This window comes from Planctomonas sp. JC2975 (genome assembly GCF_012985205.1).
Taxonomy (GTDB): domain Bacteria; phylum Actinomycetota; class Actinomycetes; order Actinomycetales; family Microbacteriaceae; genus Humibacter.
Genome location: NZ_JABEKS010000002.1, coordinates 113,716 through 130,141, shown reverse-complemented (window position 1 = coordinate 130,141; position 16,426 = coordinate 113,716). Strand labels below are relative to the sequence as shown.

Genomic DNA, 16,426 nt, shown 5'->3' with positions numbered 1-16,426 from the left:
GAAAACTGCGGAGTTCAGCAGACTCTGCCAGAGAGAAGCTGAGAAGGCAAACCAGCGCCAGGCCGAAACGAGACAGGAACCACGATGTCCACGCCCCTCCTCCCCGCTCCGACGATCGCCGGGGACCCCACCGAGGTCTCGGTGCGGCAAGCGACAGGCAGAACGGTACATCGCCTCTCGGCAGACGGCATGGTGCGCGACTGGCTGACCGGTCCGCTCTGGGAGTGGCCATGCGACGATCTCGACGCCGTCGTCTCCCCCACCGGATCACCGTGGGAGAAGGATGCGCAGCCCGACGGTCTCGCGCGCTGGCGCCTGACGAACGGGCCGGATGCCGCGCCGGTGAAGTCGGCACTGTACCGACGGCATCCGCTCGTGGAAGACCAGCGGATGCCGCACGCCGCGGCGGGAGCGTCCTTCGCTTGGACGTCGCACGCCGGCAGGCACGACGGCGAACTGTCTCGCACGCACACCGGCACCGATGGCCTCGTCGACTGGAGCGGTTTCGCCAGAACACCGCAGTATCGCCTCGCCGTTGCGGTGACTCAGCTGGAGGTCGACCAGGCAGAGTGGCGCGACCTCGAGGTGCACAGCACGGGTCCGGTGGCGGTGTGGGTGAACGGCGACTGCGCAGCCGTGTTCGACGACATCACCTACATGGAGCCCAGCCGGCATCGCCTCCGACTACGCCTCGAGGCCGGAATCACGACCGTCACAATCGCCAGCTGGCAACTCGCCCTCCGCGAATGCCGACACGTGGTCGGTCTGAGGGTGCTGGGCCAGCCGGTCGCGGTCGTGGTCCACCAGCCCGACGCCGACGAGTACACGGCGGCTGCAGAGGAGTCCCGGCTCGACGCTATAGCCTTCGAAGGATCCACGATCGTTGCCGGGAAGCTCGCGTTCCGCAGCACGCCGGGCATCTCGCTCACGGCACGGGTGCACGGCATCTCGGTGCCCGGCACAGGAGGAGGTGCTGCGGTCGAGGAGGTGCGCGAGGCGGTCGTGACCCCCGACGCGTCGGGGCTCGCCGTCGTGGCGCTGCCCGCGATCCGCGCCGGGGTCCACCACCTGCCGTACGAGGCTCTGATCACACTGAGCGAGACCGGATCCCGGAACGGACTGTCGCGCACCTTTCCGCTGATCAATGCATCCGAGGTTCCGACGCGACGGGTGGCGACGGGAACTCCGGAGGACTGGCGCACCGACCTTCTGGACTACGCACGCGTGCTGGATCCGGGAATCGCCTCGGCCCTGGCACACGCCGACGCGGGCGGAACCGTCCGGCACGTCGATCTGAGGCATGCGCTCGGCTTGATCATCGAGCGAGGCGACTGCTCCGACTTCGAGGCGGTGGGCATCCTCCTTCTACTGCACAGGGTTCCGGACTCGCGCTGGGAGCCGGGTGTCCGCCAGGCCGCTGTCGACGCGTTGCTCGGGTTCAAGTACTGGATCGACCAGCCAGGAGTCGACGCGCAGTGCTACTTCACCGAGAACCATCAGTTCGTGTGGCACGTCGCCGAGCATCTGGCAGGCCGCCGCTTCGCCGGCCAGACCTTCACGGGCACAGGATGGGACGGCGCACGGCACGCCGAACACGGGGCGCGGCTCGCCGCCGAGTGGCTGAGCGCCAAGCTCGCCGGAGGCTTCAGCGAATTCGAGTCCAATGCATACGCCGCCATCAACTGCTTCTCGCTCGTCGCGCTGGCCGAATTGGGCGACCAGGAGTTGGCCGCCTCCGCGCGCAAACTGCTCGACCTGCTGCTCTGCTCGCTTGCGACGGCATCGTGGCGCGGCATCCACGCCACGGCCCACGGCCGCTCGTACACACGGATGCTGCGAACCGCCCGACTCGAGGAGACGGGCCCGCTGATGTGGCTGTGCTGGGGCACGGGGTCGCTCAATCCCGCGGCAGCGCCCGCTGTCGCCCTGGCCACCACTCGGGCGTATCACGTGCCTCAGGTGGTGCGCGAGATCGCCAGGGCGTCATCGAGTGACTGGTCGTACTCGACCGTGAACAGTGGACGGCTTCGACCCGAGACCGACCTTCTGGACCGCCCGTTCCGCTCCGTCGTCACCGGATTCCATACACCGCACGCCGCCATCGCCTGCGTCGAGGACTACCGGGTGGGGCTGCCAGGACTGCAGGAGCACGTCTGGGGCGTCACGCTCGGACCCGAGACGCAGGTGTTCGCGACGCATCCGGCGACGTCGTCGCGATCGGGTGACGTGCGACCCAACGCGTGGTCGGGCCACCGCGTGCTGCCGAGAGCGCGGAGGCACGAGGGATCCGTGATCGCCCTGCACCGCATTCCCGTGGCTGATCCGACGGGTCGTACTCACCTCTGGTTCCCGTCATCGCACTTCGACGAGGTGATCGTCGAAGGTGATTGGATCGGCGGGCGCCTCGGACACGGCCTGGTCGTGGTCGCCACGGACGGCGGATTCCAGCGCATTGCGCGCGGAGACGAGGCCGGTGAGGAGTGGATGCCTCGCCGCGCGGGTCTCTGGTACGTCGCGACGATCGGATCCGTCGACGAGCGCGGCTCGCTCTCCGATTTCATCCGCTCCCTGACGGATCCGGAGTACGGGATCGACGCTCACGGTGAGCCCTGGTTGTGCTGGACCGCCCCGAACGGGAACCACATCGAGGCGGACTACGCCGGATGCTTCACCGTGGACGGAGCACACGTCGCCTCCCCTTCGCGCCGGTTCGACTCACCTGCATGCCCGGACGACGCGGACCCGCACGCCGAGCGCGATGCGGACATCACCTTCTCGCTCGGCGGTGCGTCCCTCAGCGTGACGGTACGGTGACGAGGTGTCCAGAGACTCGGGGGTGTCGACAAGGGGCCGGCGAATCCGCATCGGCGTCGGACTCGCTGCAGCGATGACAATCGCCGTGCCGTGCGCGTTGTTCGCTGCGAGCTGGATCACGGTGAACGACCTCACGCCACGAAGACTGCGCACGCTGGCCGGCAAAGGCGACCGGATGCTCGTCGTCACGGCCCACCCCGACGATGAGATCGTCATGGCCGGCACCCTCGCCATCGCGGCGGCCTCGGGAGCATCCGTGGCCCTGCACTGCTTCACTCGTGGTGAGGCGAGTCGCTCGGCGCAGTGGCGCGGGCGCACGGGAGCCGACCAGATCGGTGCTGCCGGGCTCGCCGATATCAGACACGAAGAGCTGCGGCGGTCGGCGGCAGCCCTCGGACTGGGATCCGTATCCATCGGCACGTGGGTCGACGGCACCCTCGCCTCTCACGTGGACGAGCTTGTCCAGGAGCTCGAGGGCGTCATCCGCGAGTGGCGTCCGACGCTCGTCGTGTCGCTGGATGACGCCCTCGGCCTGTATGGACATCCGGACCACGTGGCGTCGGCGGCCGCAGCACGACGTGCCGTGCTCGGCGCTCGCGCCGCCGGACACGGACTCCGGCTCTTCCAGGCGACTCTCCCCACCCGACAGGTGTCGCTGGCGCGGCGGTTCTCGCCCGTCTTCCAACGCGCGTCGGCGGAGGCCGGCGCCACCCCTCCCACACCGACGACGTGCGTGTCCATCGCCCGCGCCGCCCGCCGCAAGCTCGCGGCGATCGATGCTCACGCGACGCAGAGGGCCGTCATGCAGGACGTGCAGCCGCTGCTCGGAACCATCCCGCGGCCCCTCTACTTTCGGGTGTTCTCGCGAGAGTACTTCGCGCGAGTCCTGTAAGGCATCCAGATCGTGGCCACGGCCAGGGACGTCCGAAAAACAGGCTCAACCGCCGTGCAGCACCGCCAGCAGGGGCCCGGCCGACTCGATGGCGGTGAGCCCTGCCGCGGACAGCCACGCGGTCTGCCCGAGACCGGATGCCGTCAGTCGCGGAACCGCGGGCAGAGTCCGTTCCAGCCTGGGCATCAGGCGCGGCGCGAACGCATCGATCCGTCTGCCGACGACCCCGGCGAAGACGATGACGTCCGGATCGAGCACGAGCGTCAGAGTCGCGATCGCCGCGGCGACGTCGTCGAGCATCGACTCCAGGAGGTCACGTACCCCGGCCGACGAATCTCCCACGTCGTTCGCCGCTCCTGCGAGCAGATCGACGACGTGGAGCTCATCGAACCCGCGGCCCTCGATGTGCGCAAGCCGTCTCGACAAGGCCGCCACCGAGATCCGCTGCTCGAGGGTGAGCGGCTCAGGAGCACCTGATCCCCGCTGCGCCCCTGCCCCCTTCACCTCGTCGCGAACAGAACCCACGAGGAGCCTGCCGATGTCTCCCGCCCGTCCCGCAGACCCCCGGTACACGTCGCCGTCGACGACGACCCCCGCGCCGACGCCCCAGCTCCACGCCAGGGCGACGACGACACGGCCGCGGCTGCCCGTGCCCCAGCGTGCTTCGGCCATGGCCAGCAGGTCGGCATCGCGTTGGATGGTCAGCGGCAGCTCGAACCGTGCACCGAGACGGTCCGCCAGAGCGTCGGGGAACGACGCCGACCCTCCCGCGGGCACGGAGACACCGAGCGCAAGGCAACGCTCGTCATCGCGGCGTGCGACCGCGAGCGCCTCGTCGATCGCGTCGACGACGACATCGACACGCAGCTCGGGCGAGGAAGCGGGATCGACAGAGCGCACGTCGAGCTGACGGATGCCACCCGCGACGTCCACGAACGCGGTCGTCACGAGGCTGGCGCCCACGTCGACGGCGATCGCGGATCCGGCTGCCGGATTCAGCCCCACCAACCGTGACGGCCGCCCGTTGCCGCTCCGACGGATGCCTGCCTCCGCCAGCACGCGTTCTCGCATCAGCCGCGCGACGACGCGCGCTGTCGTGGCGGTGGGGAGCCCCAGCCTCTCGCCGAGCTCAGCCCGTGAGAGCGGACCTGACCTCTGCACCTCGGCGACGAGAGCCTGCAGAGTGGCCCCGAGCGCCCCCGTACCGATCACACGATCCGCCGCGGGCACCCCATCCCGTTCGCTGCTGAGCACCGCGCACCCTTCGTCTGCCGTTAGTCCATCCTGCCCGAGCACGGACCGGACCGGACGCTGCGTCGGCCCGGCCGGACGCCGCCGCGATCCGTCCACACAGCGGTACCCGCGTCTGATGTCCGGCCCAGCCAGCGTTGATACCCTTTCGGCGCCCCCTTGTTATGGAGTCCTCATGAGTGCATCCGCCCCGAGTTCATCCGCGCCCGCCCGCCGCCGGTTCGGCCGTCCCACCAAGGACGACGGGCCGAGGGCCACGTTCGGACAGCTGCTCCCCTACATCTTCGAGCACAAGGGCACGATGGCGGTCGTCATCGTGCTGAGCGTGCTCGGCGCCGCCGCAAGCCTGGCGCAGCCCCTGCTCGTGAGCCAGGTGATCGGTATCGTGCAGAAGGGCGAGACGCTCGGCGGCCTCGTCTGGGCGCTGGTCGCGCTCGTGATCGTGTCCGGTCTCATCTCGGGCTACCAGCACTACCTGCTGCAGCGCACGGGTGAGAGCGTCGTGCTCTCCTCGCGCAAGCGGCTGGTCGCGCGGATGCTGAACCTGCCGATCAGCGAGTTCGACGCCCGGCGCACCGGCGACCTGGTCTCACGCGTCGGCAGCGACACGACCCTGCTGCGCGCGGTGCTCACCCAGGGTCTCGTCGAAGCGGTCGGCGGAGCGCTCACGTTCATCGGCGCACTGATCGCCATGCTCATCATCGATCCGGTGCTCCTCGGACTCACCGTGCTCGTCATCGCGGTCTCGATCGTGGTCGTCGTGCTGCTCTCCGGGCGCATCCGGGTGGCCAGCACCAAGGCGCAGCAGCGCGTCGGCGACCTGGCGGCATCCGTCGAGCGTGCGATCACGTCGGTGCGCACCATTCGCGCCTCTGGTGCCACGGAACGAGAGATCGACGGCGTCGAAACCGATGCCACTGCCGCCTACCGCATGGGCGTGAAGGTCGCGAAGATCTCGGCTCTCGTCGTTCCCGTTGCGGGTATCGCCATGCAGGTGTCGTTCCTGGTGGTGCTGGGCGTCGGCGGATACCGCGTCGCCAGCGGCGCCATCACCGTGGCGAACCTCGTGGCGTTCATCCTGTTCCTCTTCATGATGATCCTTCCGCTCGGCCAGGCGCTCGGCGCATTCACCTCGGTGAACTCGGCGCTCGGCGCGCTGGGACGCATCCAGGAGATCGTCGATCTGCCGAGCGAGGACGCGAACGATCTTCCCGTCGACCAGCGCGCAGTGATCGTGGGCCCGGCGAACGCGGCCGTGAACCCGGGCGCTCCGGCCATCGCGTTCACGGACGTGCGGTTCTCCTACCCGGACGCGGTCGTCGCCGCCAGGGCGGCACGAGCCGCAGAGGCCGAATCCGTGCTCGAAGGCGACACGGCGCTCGAGAACGCCTCCGACATGCGGAGCGCTGCGGACGACAGTGCCGCTGCAGGCGCCCTGCCGCTTCCGGAAGCGCTCATCGAAACGGTCGCCATCTCACTGCCGCGAGGCGCGTCGGTGAGTGGGCTGACGGCATCCGACGCCATCGCGGAAGCGGGCGTGTTGCACGGCGTCAGCTTCGCGGCGCAGCGCGGCAAGCGGACAGCACTGGTCGGTCCGTCTGGCGCGGGCAAGAGCACGATCCTCGCCCTGATCGAGCGGTTCTACGACCCGGACAGCGGATCCATCTCGATGGGCGGGCTCGACATCCGCACCGTCGACCGCACGAAGCTGCGCGCTCAGATCGGCTACGTGGAGCAGGATGCGCCGGCGCTCGCCGGATCCCTGCGCGACAACCTCACGCTCGCCTCCCCGCACGCCACCGAACAGCAGTGCATCGACGTGCTGCACGCCGTCAACCTCACCGAGGTTCTCGAGCGCACCGCTCTGGGGCTCGATGCCCCGGTGGGCGAGGGCGGCGTGATGCTGTCCGGCGGCGAACGCCAGCGTCTCGCGATCGCCAGGGCCCTGCTCGCCGCTCCGCCGATCCTGCTGCTTGACGAGTCCACGTCGAGCCTCGACGGACGCAACGAGCAGCTGATGCGCGAGGCGATCGATGCCGTTGCGGAGAACCGCACGATGATCGTCATCGCGCACAGGCTCTCCACTGTCGTCGACTCGGATCAGATCGTGGTGATCGATCAGGGGCGCGTCATCGGTACCGGCACGCACTCCGAGCTCGTCGAGACCACACCGCTGTACAGAGACCTCGCGAAGCACCAGTTGCTGGTGTGACCTGTCGCTGGTCGCATGCAGCGGTACGTCAGTGCCGCAGCCGGTAGCGCAAAGAGGCGAGCTCCGCCCCGAGCGCTGCCGGCACCCGGCCACCGAATCGCGCGAAGAAGTCCTCCGTGAGGTCGCACTCGGCCAGCCATGCCGCCGGGTCGATCTCGAAGAGGTGGTCGAGGGCATCCGGAGCCAGCGCGAGCCCGTCGACATCGAGGGATGCCCGCGCCGGCACCCTGCCGACCGGCGCGTCGACGGCAGCAGCTGTGCCCTCGAGCCGCTCGGCGATCCAGGCGAGCACCCTCATGTTCTCCGCGAACCCCGGCCACAGGTAAGAGCCGTCCGGCCCCTTGCGGAACCAGTTCACCTGGAACACGGCGGGTGCCGCGGATCCGAGTCGCTCACCGATGTCGAGCCAGTGCGCCCAGTGATCCGCCATGTTGTAGCCGCAGAACGGCAGCATCGCGAACGGATCCCGACGCAGCTCACCGACCGTCCCCTCAGCGGCCGCTGTCTGCTCGGATGCCACAGTTGCACCGAGGAACACGCCGTGCTTCCAGTCCCTGGCCTGCAGCACCAGCGGCACGTTGGTCGCGCGACGACCGCCGAAGACGATCGCGTCGATGGGAACGCCGTCCGCGTCCTCCCAGTCGTCAGCGATGGTCGGGCACTGCTCCGCCGGCACCGTGAACCGCGAGTTCGGATGCGCCGCCGTGCGACCCGAATCCGGCGTCCAGTCCTCGCCGCGCCAGTCGATGAGGTGCGCGGGCGGGGTCTCCGTGAGGCCTTCCCACCAGACATCCCCGTCGTCGCGCAACGCGACGTTCGTGAAGATCGTGTTGCCCCACATCGTCTCCACGGCAGACCGGTTCGTGGACTCCCCCGTTCCGGGCGCCACGCCGAAGAAACCGCGCTCGGGGTTGATGGCGCGCAGACGACCTGTGGAGTCCGGCTTCAGCCACGCGATGTCATCGCCGATGGTCTCGACGCGCCATCCAGGCAGCTGGGAGCGCAGCATGGCGAGGTTCGTCTTGCCGCACGCCGACGGGAATGCCGCCGCGATGTGATGCGTTCGTCCGGACGGTGAGAACACCTTGACGATGAGCATGTGCTCGGCGAGCCAGCCGTCTTCCCTGGCCATCTGCGAGGCGATCCGCAGTGCGAAACACTTCTTGCCGAGCAGGGCGTTTCCGCCGTATCCGGATCCGTACGACCAGACCTCGCGATCCCGCGGGAACTGCACGATGTACTTCGTCTCGTTGCACGGCCACGCGACGTCATTGCGGCGGCTGCCCGCGGCATCCCTCAGCGGGTATCCGACGCTGTGCACAGTACGCACCCACGGCCGGCCGGCCTCGATCAGGTCGAGCGCAGCACGCCCCATGCGGGTCATGATGCCCATAGACACGACGACGTAGGGCGAATCGGTGAGCTCGACGCCGAGTTGCGAGATGGCCCCGCCGACCGGGCCCATCGAGAAGGGCACCACGTACATCGTGCGACCGCGCATGCTGCCCGCGAAGACCGCGTTCAACTCGACGCGCATCGACTCCGGATCGCGCCAGTTGTTCGTGGGGCCGGCATCGCTCTCGCGGTCGGAGCAGATGAATGTGCGCGCCTCGACCCTGGCCACGTCGCCCGGATCCGTACGCGCGAGGTAGCTGCCTGGCCGCCACTCGGGATTGAGCCGGATGAGCTGGCCGGACGCGACCTGCAGCTTGAAGAGACGGTCGGCCTCGGCGCGGGATCCGTCGCACCACACGATCTCATCGGGCTGCGTGAGCTCGGCGATGCCGAGCACCCATTCGGCGAGCGCGGAATCCGTGGTGCCGACCGCCCAGAGGGTGCCGTCATGGCCGGCGTTCGAAGAAGAAGCCGGGCGGACGTCGGTGCCCTCAGCATCCGCCCGGCTGGTCTGTGTGGTCTGGGAGGTGGCGACGCGGGCTCTCTGCGCCTTCGTCGAGTCCTGTGCGTTCTCGGTCGTCGGGATTCGGTGCGTGCGGGGCCGCTGCGTGATGGTCATGCTCGCCTACTCTCGTCGTCGGCGCCGACGCTTCGGGAGTTCGCCCTGCCCACGTCAGCGGTGCTGTCTTCACTCTCACGGCACTTCAAGCGCGTGACATGGCGGATCCGCGCGAAAGAATTACGATTCTTTTGCTACCGTGAACGAATGGATGCCGACACCGCAGACATCGCCACGATCGGGCACCGCATACGCCACTTCCGCACCCAGCACGGACTCACGCTCGAGCGCGTCAGCGAGCTGGTCGGGCTGTCGCAGAGCCAGCTGTCGATGATCGAGAACGGCAAGCGAGAGCCCAAGCTCACGACGCTTCAGTCGATCGCGGGCGCCATCGGCGTCGACCTCGCGACCCTGCTCGTCGCCGAGCCGCCCGACGAGCGCACCGCATACGAGATCGAGCTCGGCAAGGCGCAGAAGTCCGCTTTGTACACGACGCTCGGGCTGCCCGACGTGCGCCCGACGAAGGGCACGCCGACCGAGACGTTGGCCGCGCTCGTCGGCCTGCACCGCGAGCTGGCTCGGCAGGCCAGCAAAGCGATCGCGACGCCCGAGGAGGCCAGGCGCGCCAACACGGAGCTTCGCGAGCAGATGCGCGGCCGCGACAACTACGTGCCCGAGATCGAGGCGGTGGCCGAGGAGCAGGTGAAGGCGTCCGGTCACGTCTCCGGCGCCCTCACTCACCGCGAGGTGAGCGTGATGGCCAAGCGCCTCGGGTTCCAGCTCGTCTACGTGGACGACCTGCCGAACTCGACGCGGTCCATCACCGATCTCGAGAACGGACGCATCTACCTTCCGCCCGCGTCCATCCCGGGTGGCCATGGGCTGCGGTCCATGGCGCTGCAGGCGCTCGCACACCGCGTGCTCGGGCACGAGAAACCCACGAGTTACGCGGAGTTCCTACGCCAGCGCCTGGAGATCAACTACTTCGCCGCGTGCTGCCTCATGCCGCAGAACGCGGCGGTCGCCTTCCTGCAGGAGGCGAAGAGGGATCGGGATCTCGCGGTGGAAGACTTCCGCGACGCGTTCGGCGTCACACACGAGGCGGCATCTCTCAGGCTCACCAACCTCATCACGGTGCACCTCGGCATCCGGATGCACTTCCTGCGCGTCGGCGAGGACGGCGCCCTCTACAAAGGCTACGAGAACGACGGTCTGCCGCTGCCCACCGACGTGACGGGCGCCATCGAGGGCCAGCTGGTCTGCAAGAAGTGGAGTGCGAGGGACGCGTTCACGCAGACGAACCGCACCACCGAGCTCTATCAGTACACGGACACCCCCGCCGGCACCTATTGGTGCGCGACTCAGACCGGACGCGGCGACGACGGCAGCTTCACGATCACGGCGGGCGTCCCGTTCGCGGATGCCAAGTGGTTCCGCGGCAGGGAGACCACGGTGCGCGCGGTGTCGACGTGTCCGGATCCGTCATGCTGTCGGATCGCCGACGCCTCGCTCGAGACGTCGTGGGCGGAGAAGGCGTGGCCGAGCGCGAGGCTGCACTCGCACATCCTGTCCCCGCTGCCCACCGGCGCGTTCCCCGGCGTGGACGATGCCGAGCTGTACGCGTTCCTCGACGCCCACTCGGGTCCGCTGGGCGAATAGCGCGCTGGGAAGCATCGGCATAGCGCGCTCGGCGCCGGCCTTGCGACGAAGGCCGACCAGGCCTTCGCTCCCCGCTCCAGTGCGCTACTTCGGCTGCATGCGGATCGCGCCGTCGAGCCGGATCACTTCGCCGTTCAGCAGCGGGTTCTCCACGATGTGCCGCACGAGCGCCGCATATTCGGCGGGAGTCCCCATGCGGGATGGATGCGGGATCTGCTCTTCGAGCGACCGCTGCACGTCCTCGGGCATGCCCGCCATCATCGGTGTCTGCATGATGCCCGGCGCGATCGTCATCACCCTGATCAACAGTTTCGAGAGGTCCCGCGCGACCGGCAGGGTCATCGCTGCGACTCCGCCTTTGGATGCCGAGTACGCGGCCTGGCCGATCTGTCCGTCGAAGGCGGCGACGGATGCCGTGCTCACGATGACCCCGCGCTCCCGCGTCGCCGGGACGCCGGACAGCGACTGCGCCTCGACGGGCTCGTTCGCGGACATTGCTGCCGCAGCCAACCGGATCACGTTGAACGTGCCGATGAGGTTGATGCGGATCGTGCGCTCGAATCCATCCAGGCCGAGGGGCCCTTCGCGTCCGACGGTCCTTCCAGCAGTCGCGATGCCGGCGCAGTTGACCGTGATGCGAAGCGGCGCGAGCGCCTGCGCGGCGTCCACGGCGGCCTGCACCTGAGCGGCATCGGTCACGTCGGCGGGCGCGAAGACGCCGCCGAGTTCCGCGGCCGCCTCCTCGCCACGGGAGGACGGCAGGTCGACGATCACAACCTTGGCGCCCGCCTCCGCGAGCACTCTCGCCGTACCGTTACCGAGTCCCGATGCGCCGCCGGTGACGATCGCACTGCATTCCTGAATCTGCATATGTCCTCCGTTGTAGCTTCTGTACCGTTGGGCGAGCGAGTCGTACGCCATGTACTCGGCCGACTGCGGCGCGCCGGGCCGGGGAGCTCGAGCTAGGAGTGGAGGCATTTTCCGGCCTCCACCGCGATGCCAGCGCCGACGCTCGTCTCGGCCGGCGGGTCAACGGCGCGCACGACGACTCAGAGCCGCTCGATGATGGTGGCGTTGGCCATTCCGCCGCCCTCGCACATGGTCTGCAGCCCGTAGCGACCACCCGTGTGCTCCAGCCGGGCGAGCAGGGTGCCCAGAAGGCGCGTGCCGCTCGCGCCCAGCGGATGCCCGAGCGCGATCGCCCCGCCGTCGGCGTTGAGGCGATCCGGATCCGCGTCGAGCTCGCGCAGCCACGCCAGCGGCACGGAGGCGAAGGCCTCGTTCACCTCGTACGCGTCGATGTCGTCGAGGTTCAGGCCGGTCTGCTTCAGGATCCGCGCCGTTGCAGGCATGATCCCGGTGAGCATGTACAGCGGATCGCTGCCCGTCACGGTGAAGGAGTGGAACCGAGCGCGCGGGGTCAGCCCGAGCTGCTCGGCGCGGCGGGCGCTCATGATCAGCGCGGCGGATGCGCCGTCGGTCAGCGGCGACGAGTTGCCCGGCGTGATCTTCCACTCGAGCTCCGGGAAGCGATCGGCGAGGGCATCGGTGCGGAACGACGGGTTCAGTCCGGCCAGACCCTCCACGGTGGTGGTCGCACGGACCGTCTCGTCGGCCGCGACGACGCGCTGGGCGCCGTCCGCATCCGTCACCTGAACAGGCACGAGCTCGCGTTCGAACTCTCCGGCTTGCGTCGCCTCCGCCGCCAGGCGGTGCGAACGGGCGCTGAACTCGTCGAGGTCGTCGCGCGAGAAGCCCCACTTCTGAGCGATCAGCTCGGCCGAAACGCCCTGGCTCACCAGGCCCTCCGAATAGCGAGCCTTGAAGCGCGTGCCGTAGGGATCCCGTCCGATCGTGGAGGTTCCGATGGGGATCGCGCTCATCGACTCGACGCCGCACGCGATCACCACGTCCTGCACACCCGCCATGATCGCCTGGGCGGCGAAGTGGGCGGCCTGCTGGCTGGATCCGCACTGACGATCGAGCGTGGTGCCAGGCACGTGCTCCGGAAAACCTGCGGCGAGCGCGGCGTTGCGCGCAGTGTTGAAGGACTGCTGACCCACCTGCCCGACGCATCCCGCGATGACGTCGTCGATGACGCCGGGATCGAGATCGTTGCGTCGAACCAGCTCGGCGAGCAGATCACCCAGCAGATCGACGGAATGGATGCCGCTGAGGGCACCCCCAGGTTTGCCGCGGCCGCTGGGCGTGCGCACGACATCGATGATGACGGCTTCTTCGACGTTCATCGCACCAGCCTACGGTGGCGGCGCAGGGCCCGGCGCACGGTGGGAGGACGGGCCGATCAATCCGTGTCAGCGCACGTCGGCGATCGCCGCGGTGAGCGCCGCCATCAGCTCGGCGCAACCCGACAGGGAGTTGCGCGCAGCGGTATCCGTCTCCTCGGCGAGGTCCTCGAGAGCGGATGCCGCAGCCGACTTCTCCTTGTCGGCCCGCGCCCGCAGTTCCCCGGCGAGGAGCACGCCGTCGCGATGGTCGCCGAGCGCGTTCTGCACCGCCTCCGCCGCGCGGGACAGCTGCTCCGCCCAGGATCCGGCAGCCTCTGCGGCGTACCGGAGCCGCCGGGACGCCTTGCGGAGTGCGTGCAGCTGTTCGAGAGTCGCAGTCGGTCGCAGGGCGATCACCGCGCGATCCGTGACACGCTTAGCCGCCCTGCCCAGTGCATCGCGAGCCACGACCTCCATCGGGTCGGTCGCAGCGGATCCGACGGGTGCGTCGACGACCAGTGCGGCCAGTCGCAGCATGAGGGATGCGTGATCCGCGCTGTCGAGTCGTGTCAGCACTCGTCGGGTCGCGCTGTCGGCCTCTGAGCGCGCGTCACTGCACAGCGCGTCGAGAGCGGCGACGAGATCGTCATGACGCGGATCGTCCTGCCGGACGTCGTCCCGCAGTTCTCCGAGCGCCAGCTCCCGCACTTCCGCGTCGCGCGCTGCGCCGAGCACGGCGCCGTATGCCGCCAGCGGACCGTCGAGCCCGCGTCGAGCCCGGCGATCGAACGCTGTGCGATACACGGATGCCACGCTGCGCAAAGCCCGCACGCGCACCCTCGCCTGATGCAGCGCGTCGACCTCACCGGATCGCGTCCGCGCCTCGAACCCGACGAGGTCGCCGACCTCCGAGAGCCACCAGGCATGGAGGACCTCGGCGGCCGTGCCCGAATCCGCGACGAGTGCACGATCGATCCGCTCCGGCACCGGCCCCGCGGTCTCCGCCTGGGGTCCTGGATCGATCACCGCGTCGTCGCTCGACGGCATCGCACCTCCTCGGACGCCCCTGCCGGGTGGTGCAAGCCTAGGATTCGCCCGGTGGGCTTCCAAGGAGCCTGGCGGGGACGCGCCGGAGACAAAGCGACACCTGCACTGGACGGGTCCGCGCGCCCCTAGTGTTGACGAGTCGACCGGACCGAAGGAGCACGCGTGATCGGAGAATCCGACCAGCGTCCGTCGGGAAGCTGGACCATCCTCGATGAGGGCCCCGCCTTCAAGGTGAAGCGGATCGAGGTGAGTCCCCGCTCACGGCTGTCGTATCAGACGCACGAGCACCGGGCAGAGGTCTCGGTCGTGGCAGCGGGGACAGCATCGGCCGTCATCGACGGCGAGACGGTCACCGCCGAGCTCGGCCAGACCATCACCATCGCCGTCGGGCAACCGCATCGCATCGTCAACGATCAGGACGTGCCTCTGGTCATCGTCGAGGTCCAGCTGGGCGACTACCTCGGTGAAGACGACATCGTGCGACTCGAGGACGACTTCGGGCGAGCCTGACGGGGCTGGCGCCGGCGCGAGCCCATCATCCTCCGCCGACCTGAGCCCGACGGCGCACGAGGTGCGCGCGCATCACGGGATCGACCGTGAGGTCGATGGCGCGTCGGTAGGCGGCATCCGCCTCCTCCCTGCGTCCCGCACCGGCCAGCAAGTGCGCACGTGTCGCCCACGTCGGCTGGAACCGAGTCAGCGCCGGGTCCTCGATGGCGTCCAGCTCCGCAAGGCCCGTTGCCTCGCCGTCGGCCTCGCCGATCGCCGCGGCAAGCGCGACCCTGGCGCCGAGAGTGGGCTGGGCGGCCACCAGCGCGCGGTGCAGGGTCACGAGCATCCGACGATCCACGTCTCCGGTGCGCGCACGATCGTCGTACGCGGACTGGATCGCTGCCTCGAGTTGGAACCGTCCGACCCGGCGCAGGTCTCCGGCCCCGCTGATCGCCAGTCTGCTCGCCGTGAGCAGGTGCCGCTCCCCGCTCGCGATCAGCTCGCGGTTCCACAGCTGCGGGTCTTGCTCGTCGATCGGCACGAACCGTCCGTCTGCGTCGAGGCGAGCGGATGCGCGCGCCAGCGACAAGCAGATCAGCGCGGCCAGACCCAGCACCTCCGGCTCGTTCGGCATGAGGCCGGCGGCGACCTCGGCGAGCGCGAGCGCTTCAGCGCTCAGCGATTCGACCTCGATACGACCGGCGACAACGGGCCAGTCGATCGCATACGCACCGTAGATCGCCTCCAGCACCGGCGGAAGCCGCTCCGGCATGACGCGCGCGTCGGGGACCACGAACGGCACCCCGGTCTCCTTGATGCGCCGTTTCGCGCGCACGAGGCGCTGCGCCATGGTCGGCGTCGGAAGCGCGAACGCGGCGGCGATGCGCTCAGCGTCCAGTCCGAGCACGGTCTGCAGCATGAGCGGAGTGCGCGCGGAGGGATCGATCGCCGGATGCGCGCACACGAAGAGCAGCGCGAGGCGCCGGTCGGGGATCTCATCCGGCTCCACGCGATCGTCCACCGGCGCCGCCGGCTCCCGCCTGGACTCGTCGTCGATGGAGAGCGCCTTCGAGCTCGGGGAGCGCAGGCGGTCGAGCATCCGGTGCCGCGCCGTCACGACGATCCATCCGGCCGGGTTTGCAGGGATCCCGTCGCGCGGCCACGTCACCATCGCCCGCTCGAGCGCATCGTGCAACGCGTCTTCGGCAGCGGCGATGTCGCGGGATCCGGATGCCAGCACCGCGAGCATCCGTCCGTACGACTCACGGACGACTCGTTCCAGCGCGTCCCGCACCGACTCTTCGGTGGTCAGCCCGCCATCACCCATCGGCCACCCGTGAAGGAGATCGCCGACGGACGCACCTCGATCACGCCGTACTGCGCGCCAGGGCACTTCTCCGCCCAGGCGAGTGCCGCGTCGAGGTCGGGCACATCGATTACGAACGCGCCGGCCAACCGCTCCTTGGTATCGATGAACGGTCCGTCCTGAATAGTGAGCCCGCCGTTGCGGAGAGTGACCTGCGTGGTGTCGGCGACGGGCTGCAGGATCTCCGCTGCTATCAGCACGCCGGCCGCCTCGAGGGCGCGACCGTACTCGTCGAACGCGACCTTGAACGGCTCCATGTCCTCTTCGCTGATGTCGGCGTCTTGCGCTTCCAGATTGTTCAAGAGCAGTGCGTACCGCATTTCGTCATCCTCTCACCGGGTCGCAACCCACGACCGTCTCATAGTGATGACGACCGACAGGGCCCCTGATCGACACGAGCCAGACATCCCCCGAAAGTGCCCGTTCCTCCCCGCGAGAGTGCGGATTTCTGCACGCGAGACGCGGGGCCGCCGCAGCCACGGCATCCGCTCGGCATGCCGCGTTCAATCGC

General features: G+C 69.1%; 12 protein-coding genes. 5 read left to right on the top strand and 7 right to left on the bottom strand.

Translation table 11 applies throughout. The features are described 5' to 3' along the window. Window positions 1–84: 84 nt before the first annotated feature. Complete coding sequence (locus HII28_RS14060; RefSeq protein WP_170026238.1) at window positions 85–2,814, top strand: hypothetical protein; 2,730 nt, start codon at window positions 85–87, stop codon at window positions 2,812–2,814. A gap of 4 nt (window positions 2,815–2,818) precedes the next feature. After that, complete coding sequence (locus HII28_RS14055) at window positions 2,819–3,706, top strand: PIG-L family deacetylase (protein ID WP_170026237.1); 888 nt, start codon at window positions 2,819–2,821, stop codon at window positions 3,704–3,706. Window positions 3,707–3,751: 45 nt separating this feature from the next. Here the strand turns inward: HII28_RS14055 and HII28_RS14050 are convergent, their stop codons facing one another. After that, on the bottom strand, window positions 3,752–4,960 hold the full coding sequence (locus HII28_RS14050; RefSeq protein WP_170026236.1) for an ROK family protein: 1,209 nt from the start codon (window positions 4,958–4,960) through the stop codon (window positions 3,752–3,754). 172 nt (window positions 4,961–5,132) lie between these two features. Between HII28_RS14050 and HII28_RS14045 the strand changes: the two genes are divergently transcribed. After that, complete coding sequence (locus tag HII28_RS14045) at window positions 5,133–7,169, top strand: ABC transporter ATP-binding protein (protein WP_170026235.1); 2,037 nt, start codon at window positions 5,133–5,135, stop codon at window positions 7,167–7,169. Between the two features lie 28 nt (window positions 7,170–7,197). Here HII28_RS14045 and HII28_RS14040 read toward each other — a convergent pair whose 3' ends face one another. After that, the gene (locus tag HII28_RS14040) at window positions 7,198–9,183 is read right to left on the bottom strand and encodes a phosphoenolpyruvate carboxykinase (GTP) (RefSeq protein ID WP_170026234.1); all 1,986 of its coding nucleotides are present in this window, start codon (window positions 9,181–9,183) and stop codon (window positions 7,198–7,200) included. Window positions 9,184–9,330: 147 nt separating this feature from the next. Here HII28_RS14040 and HII28_RS14035 point away from each other — a divergent pair, with 147 nt between their 5' ends. Continuing rightward, window positions 9,331–10,782 (top strand): helix-turn-helix domain-containing protein, encoded by a 1,452-nt coding sequence (locus HII28_RS14035; protein WP_170026233.1) that lies wholly within the window; start codon window positions 9,331–9,333, stop codon window positions 10,780–10,782. Between the two features lie 84 nt (window positions 10,783–10,866). On the opposite strand, the gene HII28_RS14030 is transcribed toward HII28_RS14035, so the two are convergent. From HII28_RS14030 to HII28_RS14020, 3 genes are all read right to left on the bottom strand, one after another. Continuing rightward, window positions 10,867–11,652: an SDR family NAD(P)-dependent oxidoreductase gene (locus HII28_RS14030; protein ID WP_170026232.1), complete on the bottom strand. Its 786-nt coding sequence runs from the start codon at window positions 11,650–11,652 to the stop codon at window positions 10,867–10,869. Between the two features lie 179 nt (window positions 11,653–11,831). Further along, window positions 11,832–13,031 (bottom strand): thiolase family protein, encoded by a 1,200-nt coding sequence (locus HII28_RS14025; RefSeq protein ID WP_170026231.1) that lies wholly within the window; start codon window positions 13,029–13,031, stop codon window positions 11,832–11,834. A gap of 66 nt (window positions 13,032–13,097) precedes the next feature. After that, entirely contained in the window at window positions 13,098–14,057 is a 960-nt protein-coding gene (locus tag HII28_RS14020) for a CHAD domain-containing protein (RefSeq protein WP_170026230.1), read from the bottom strand. A gap of 162 nt (window positions 14,058–14,219) precedes the next feature. Here HII28_RS14020 and HII28_RS14015 point away from each other — a divergent pair, with 162 nt between their 5' ends. Further along, window positions 14,220–14,567 (top strand): phosphomannose isomerase type II C-terminal cupin domain, encoded by a 348-nt coding sequence (locus tag HII28_RS14015; RefSeq protein WP_170026229.1) that lies wholly within the window; start codon window positions 14,220–14,222, stop codon window positions 14,565–14,567. A gap of 25 nt (window positions 14,568–14,592) precedes the next feature. Here HII28_RS14015 and HII28_RS14010 read toward each other — a convergent pair whose 3' ends face one another. Together HII28_RS14010 and HII28_RS14005 are read right to left on the bottom strand one after the other, a co-directional pair. Beyond that, complete coding sequence (locus tag HII28_RS14010) at window positions 14,593–15,876, bottom strand: DUF6596 domain-containing protein (RefSeq protein ID WP_205864940.1); 1,284 nt, start codon at window positions 15,874–15,876, stop codon at window positions 14,593–14,595. Next, a complete protein-coding gene (locus tag HII28_RS14005) occupies window positions 15,858–16,235 on the bottom strand; it encodes a YciI family protein (protein WP_170026228.1) in 378 nt (125 codons plus the stop codon). The genes HII28_RS14010 and HII28_RS14005 overlap by 19 nt, the downstream gene beginning before the upstream one ends. Between the last annotated feature and the right edge of the window lie 191 nt (window positions 16,236–16,426).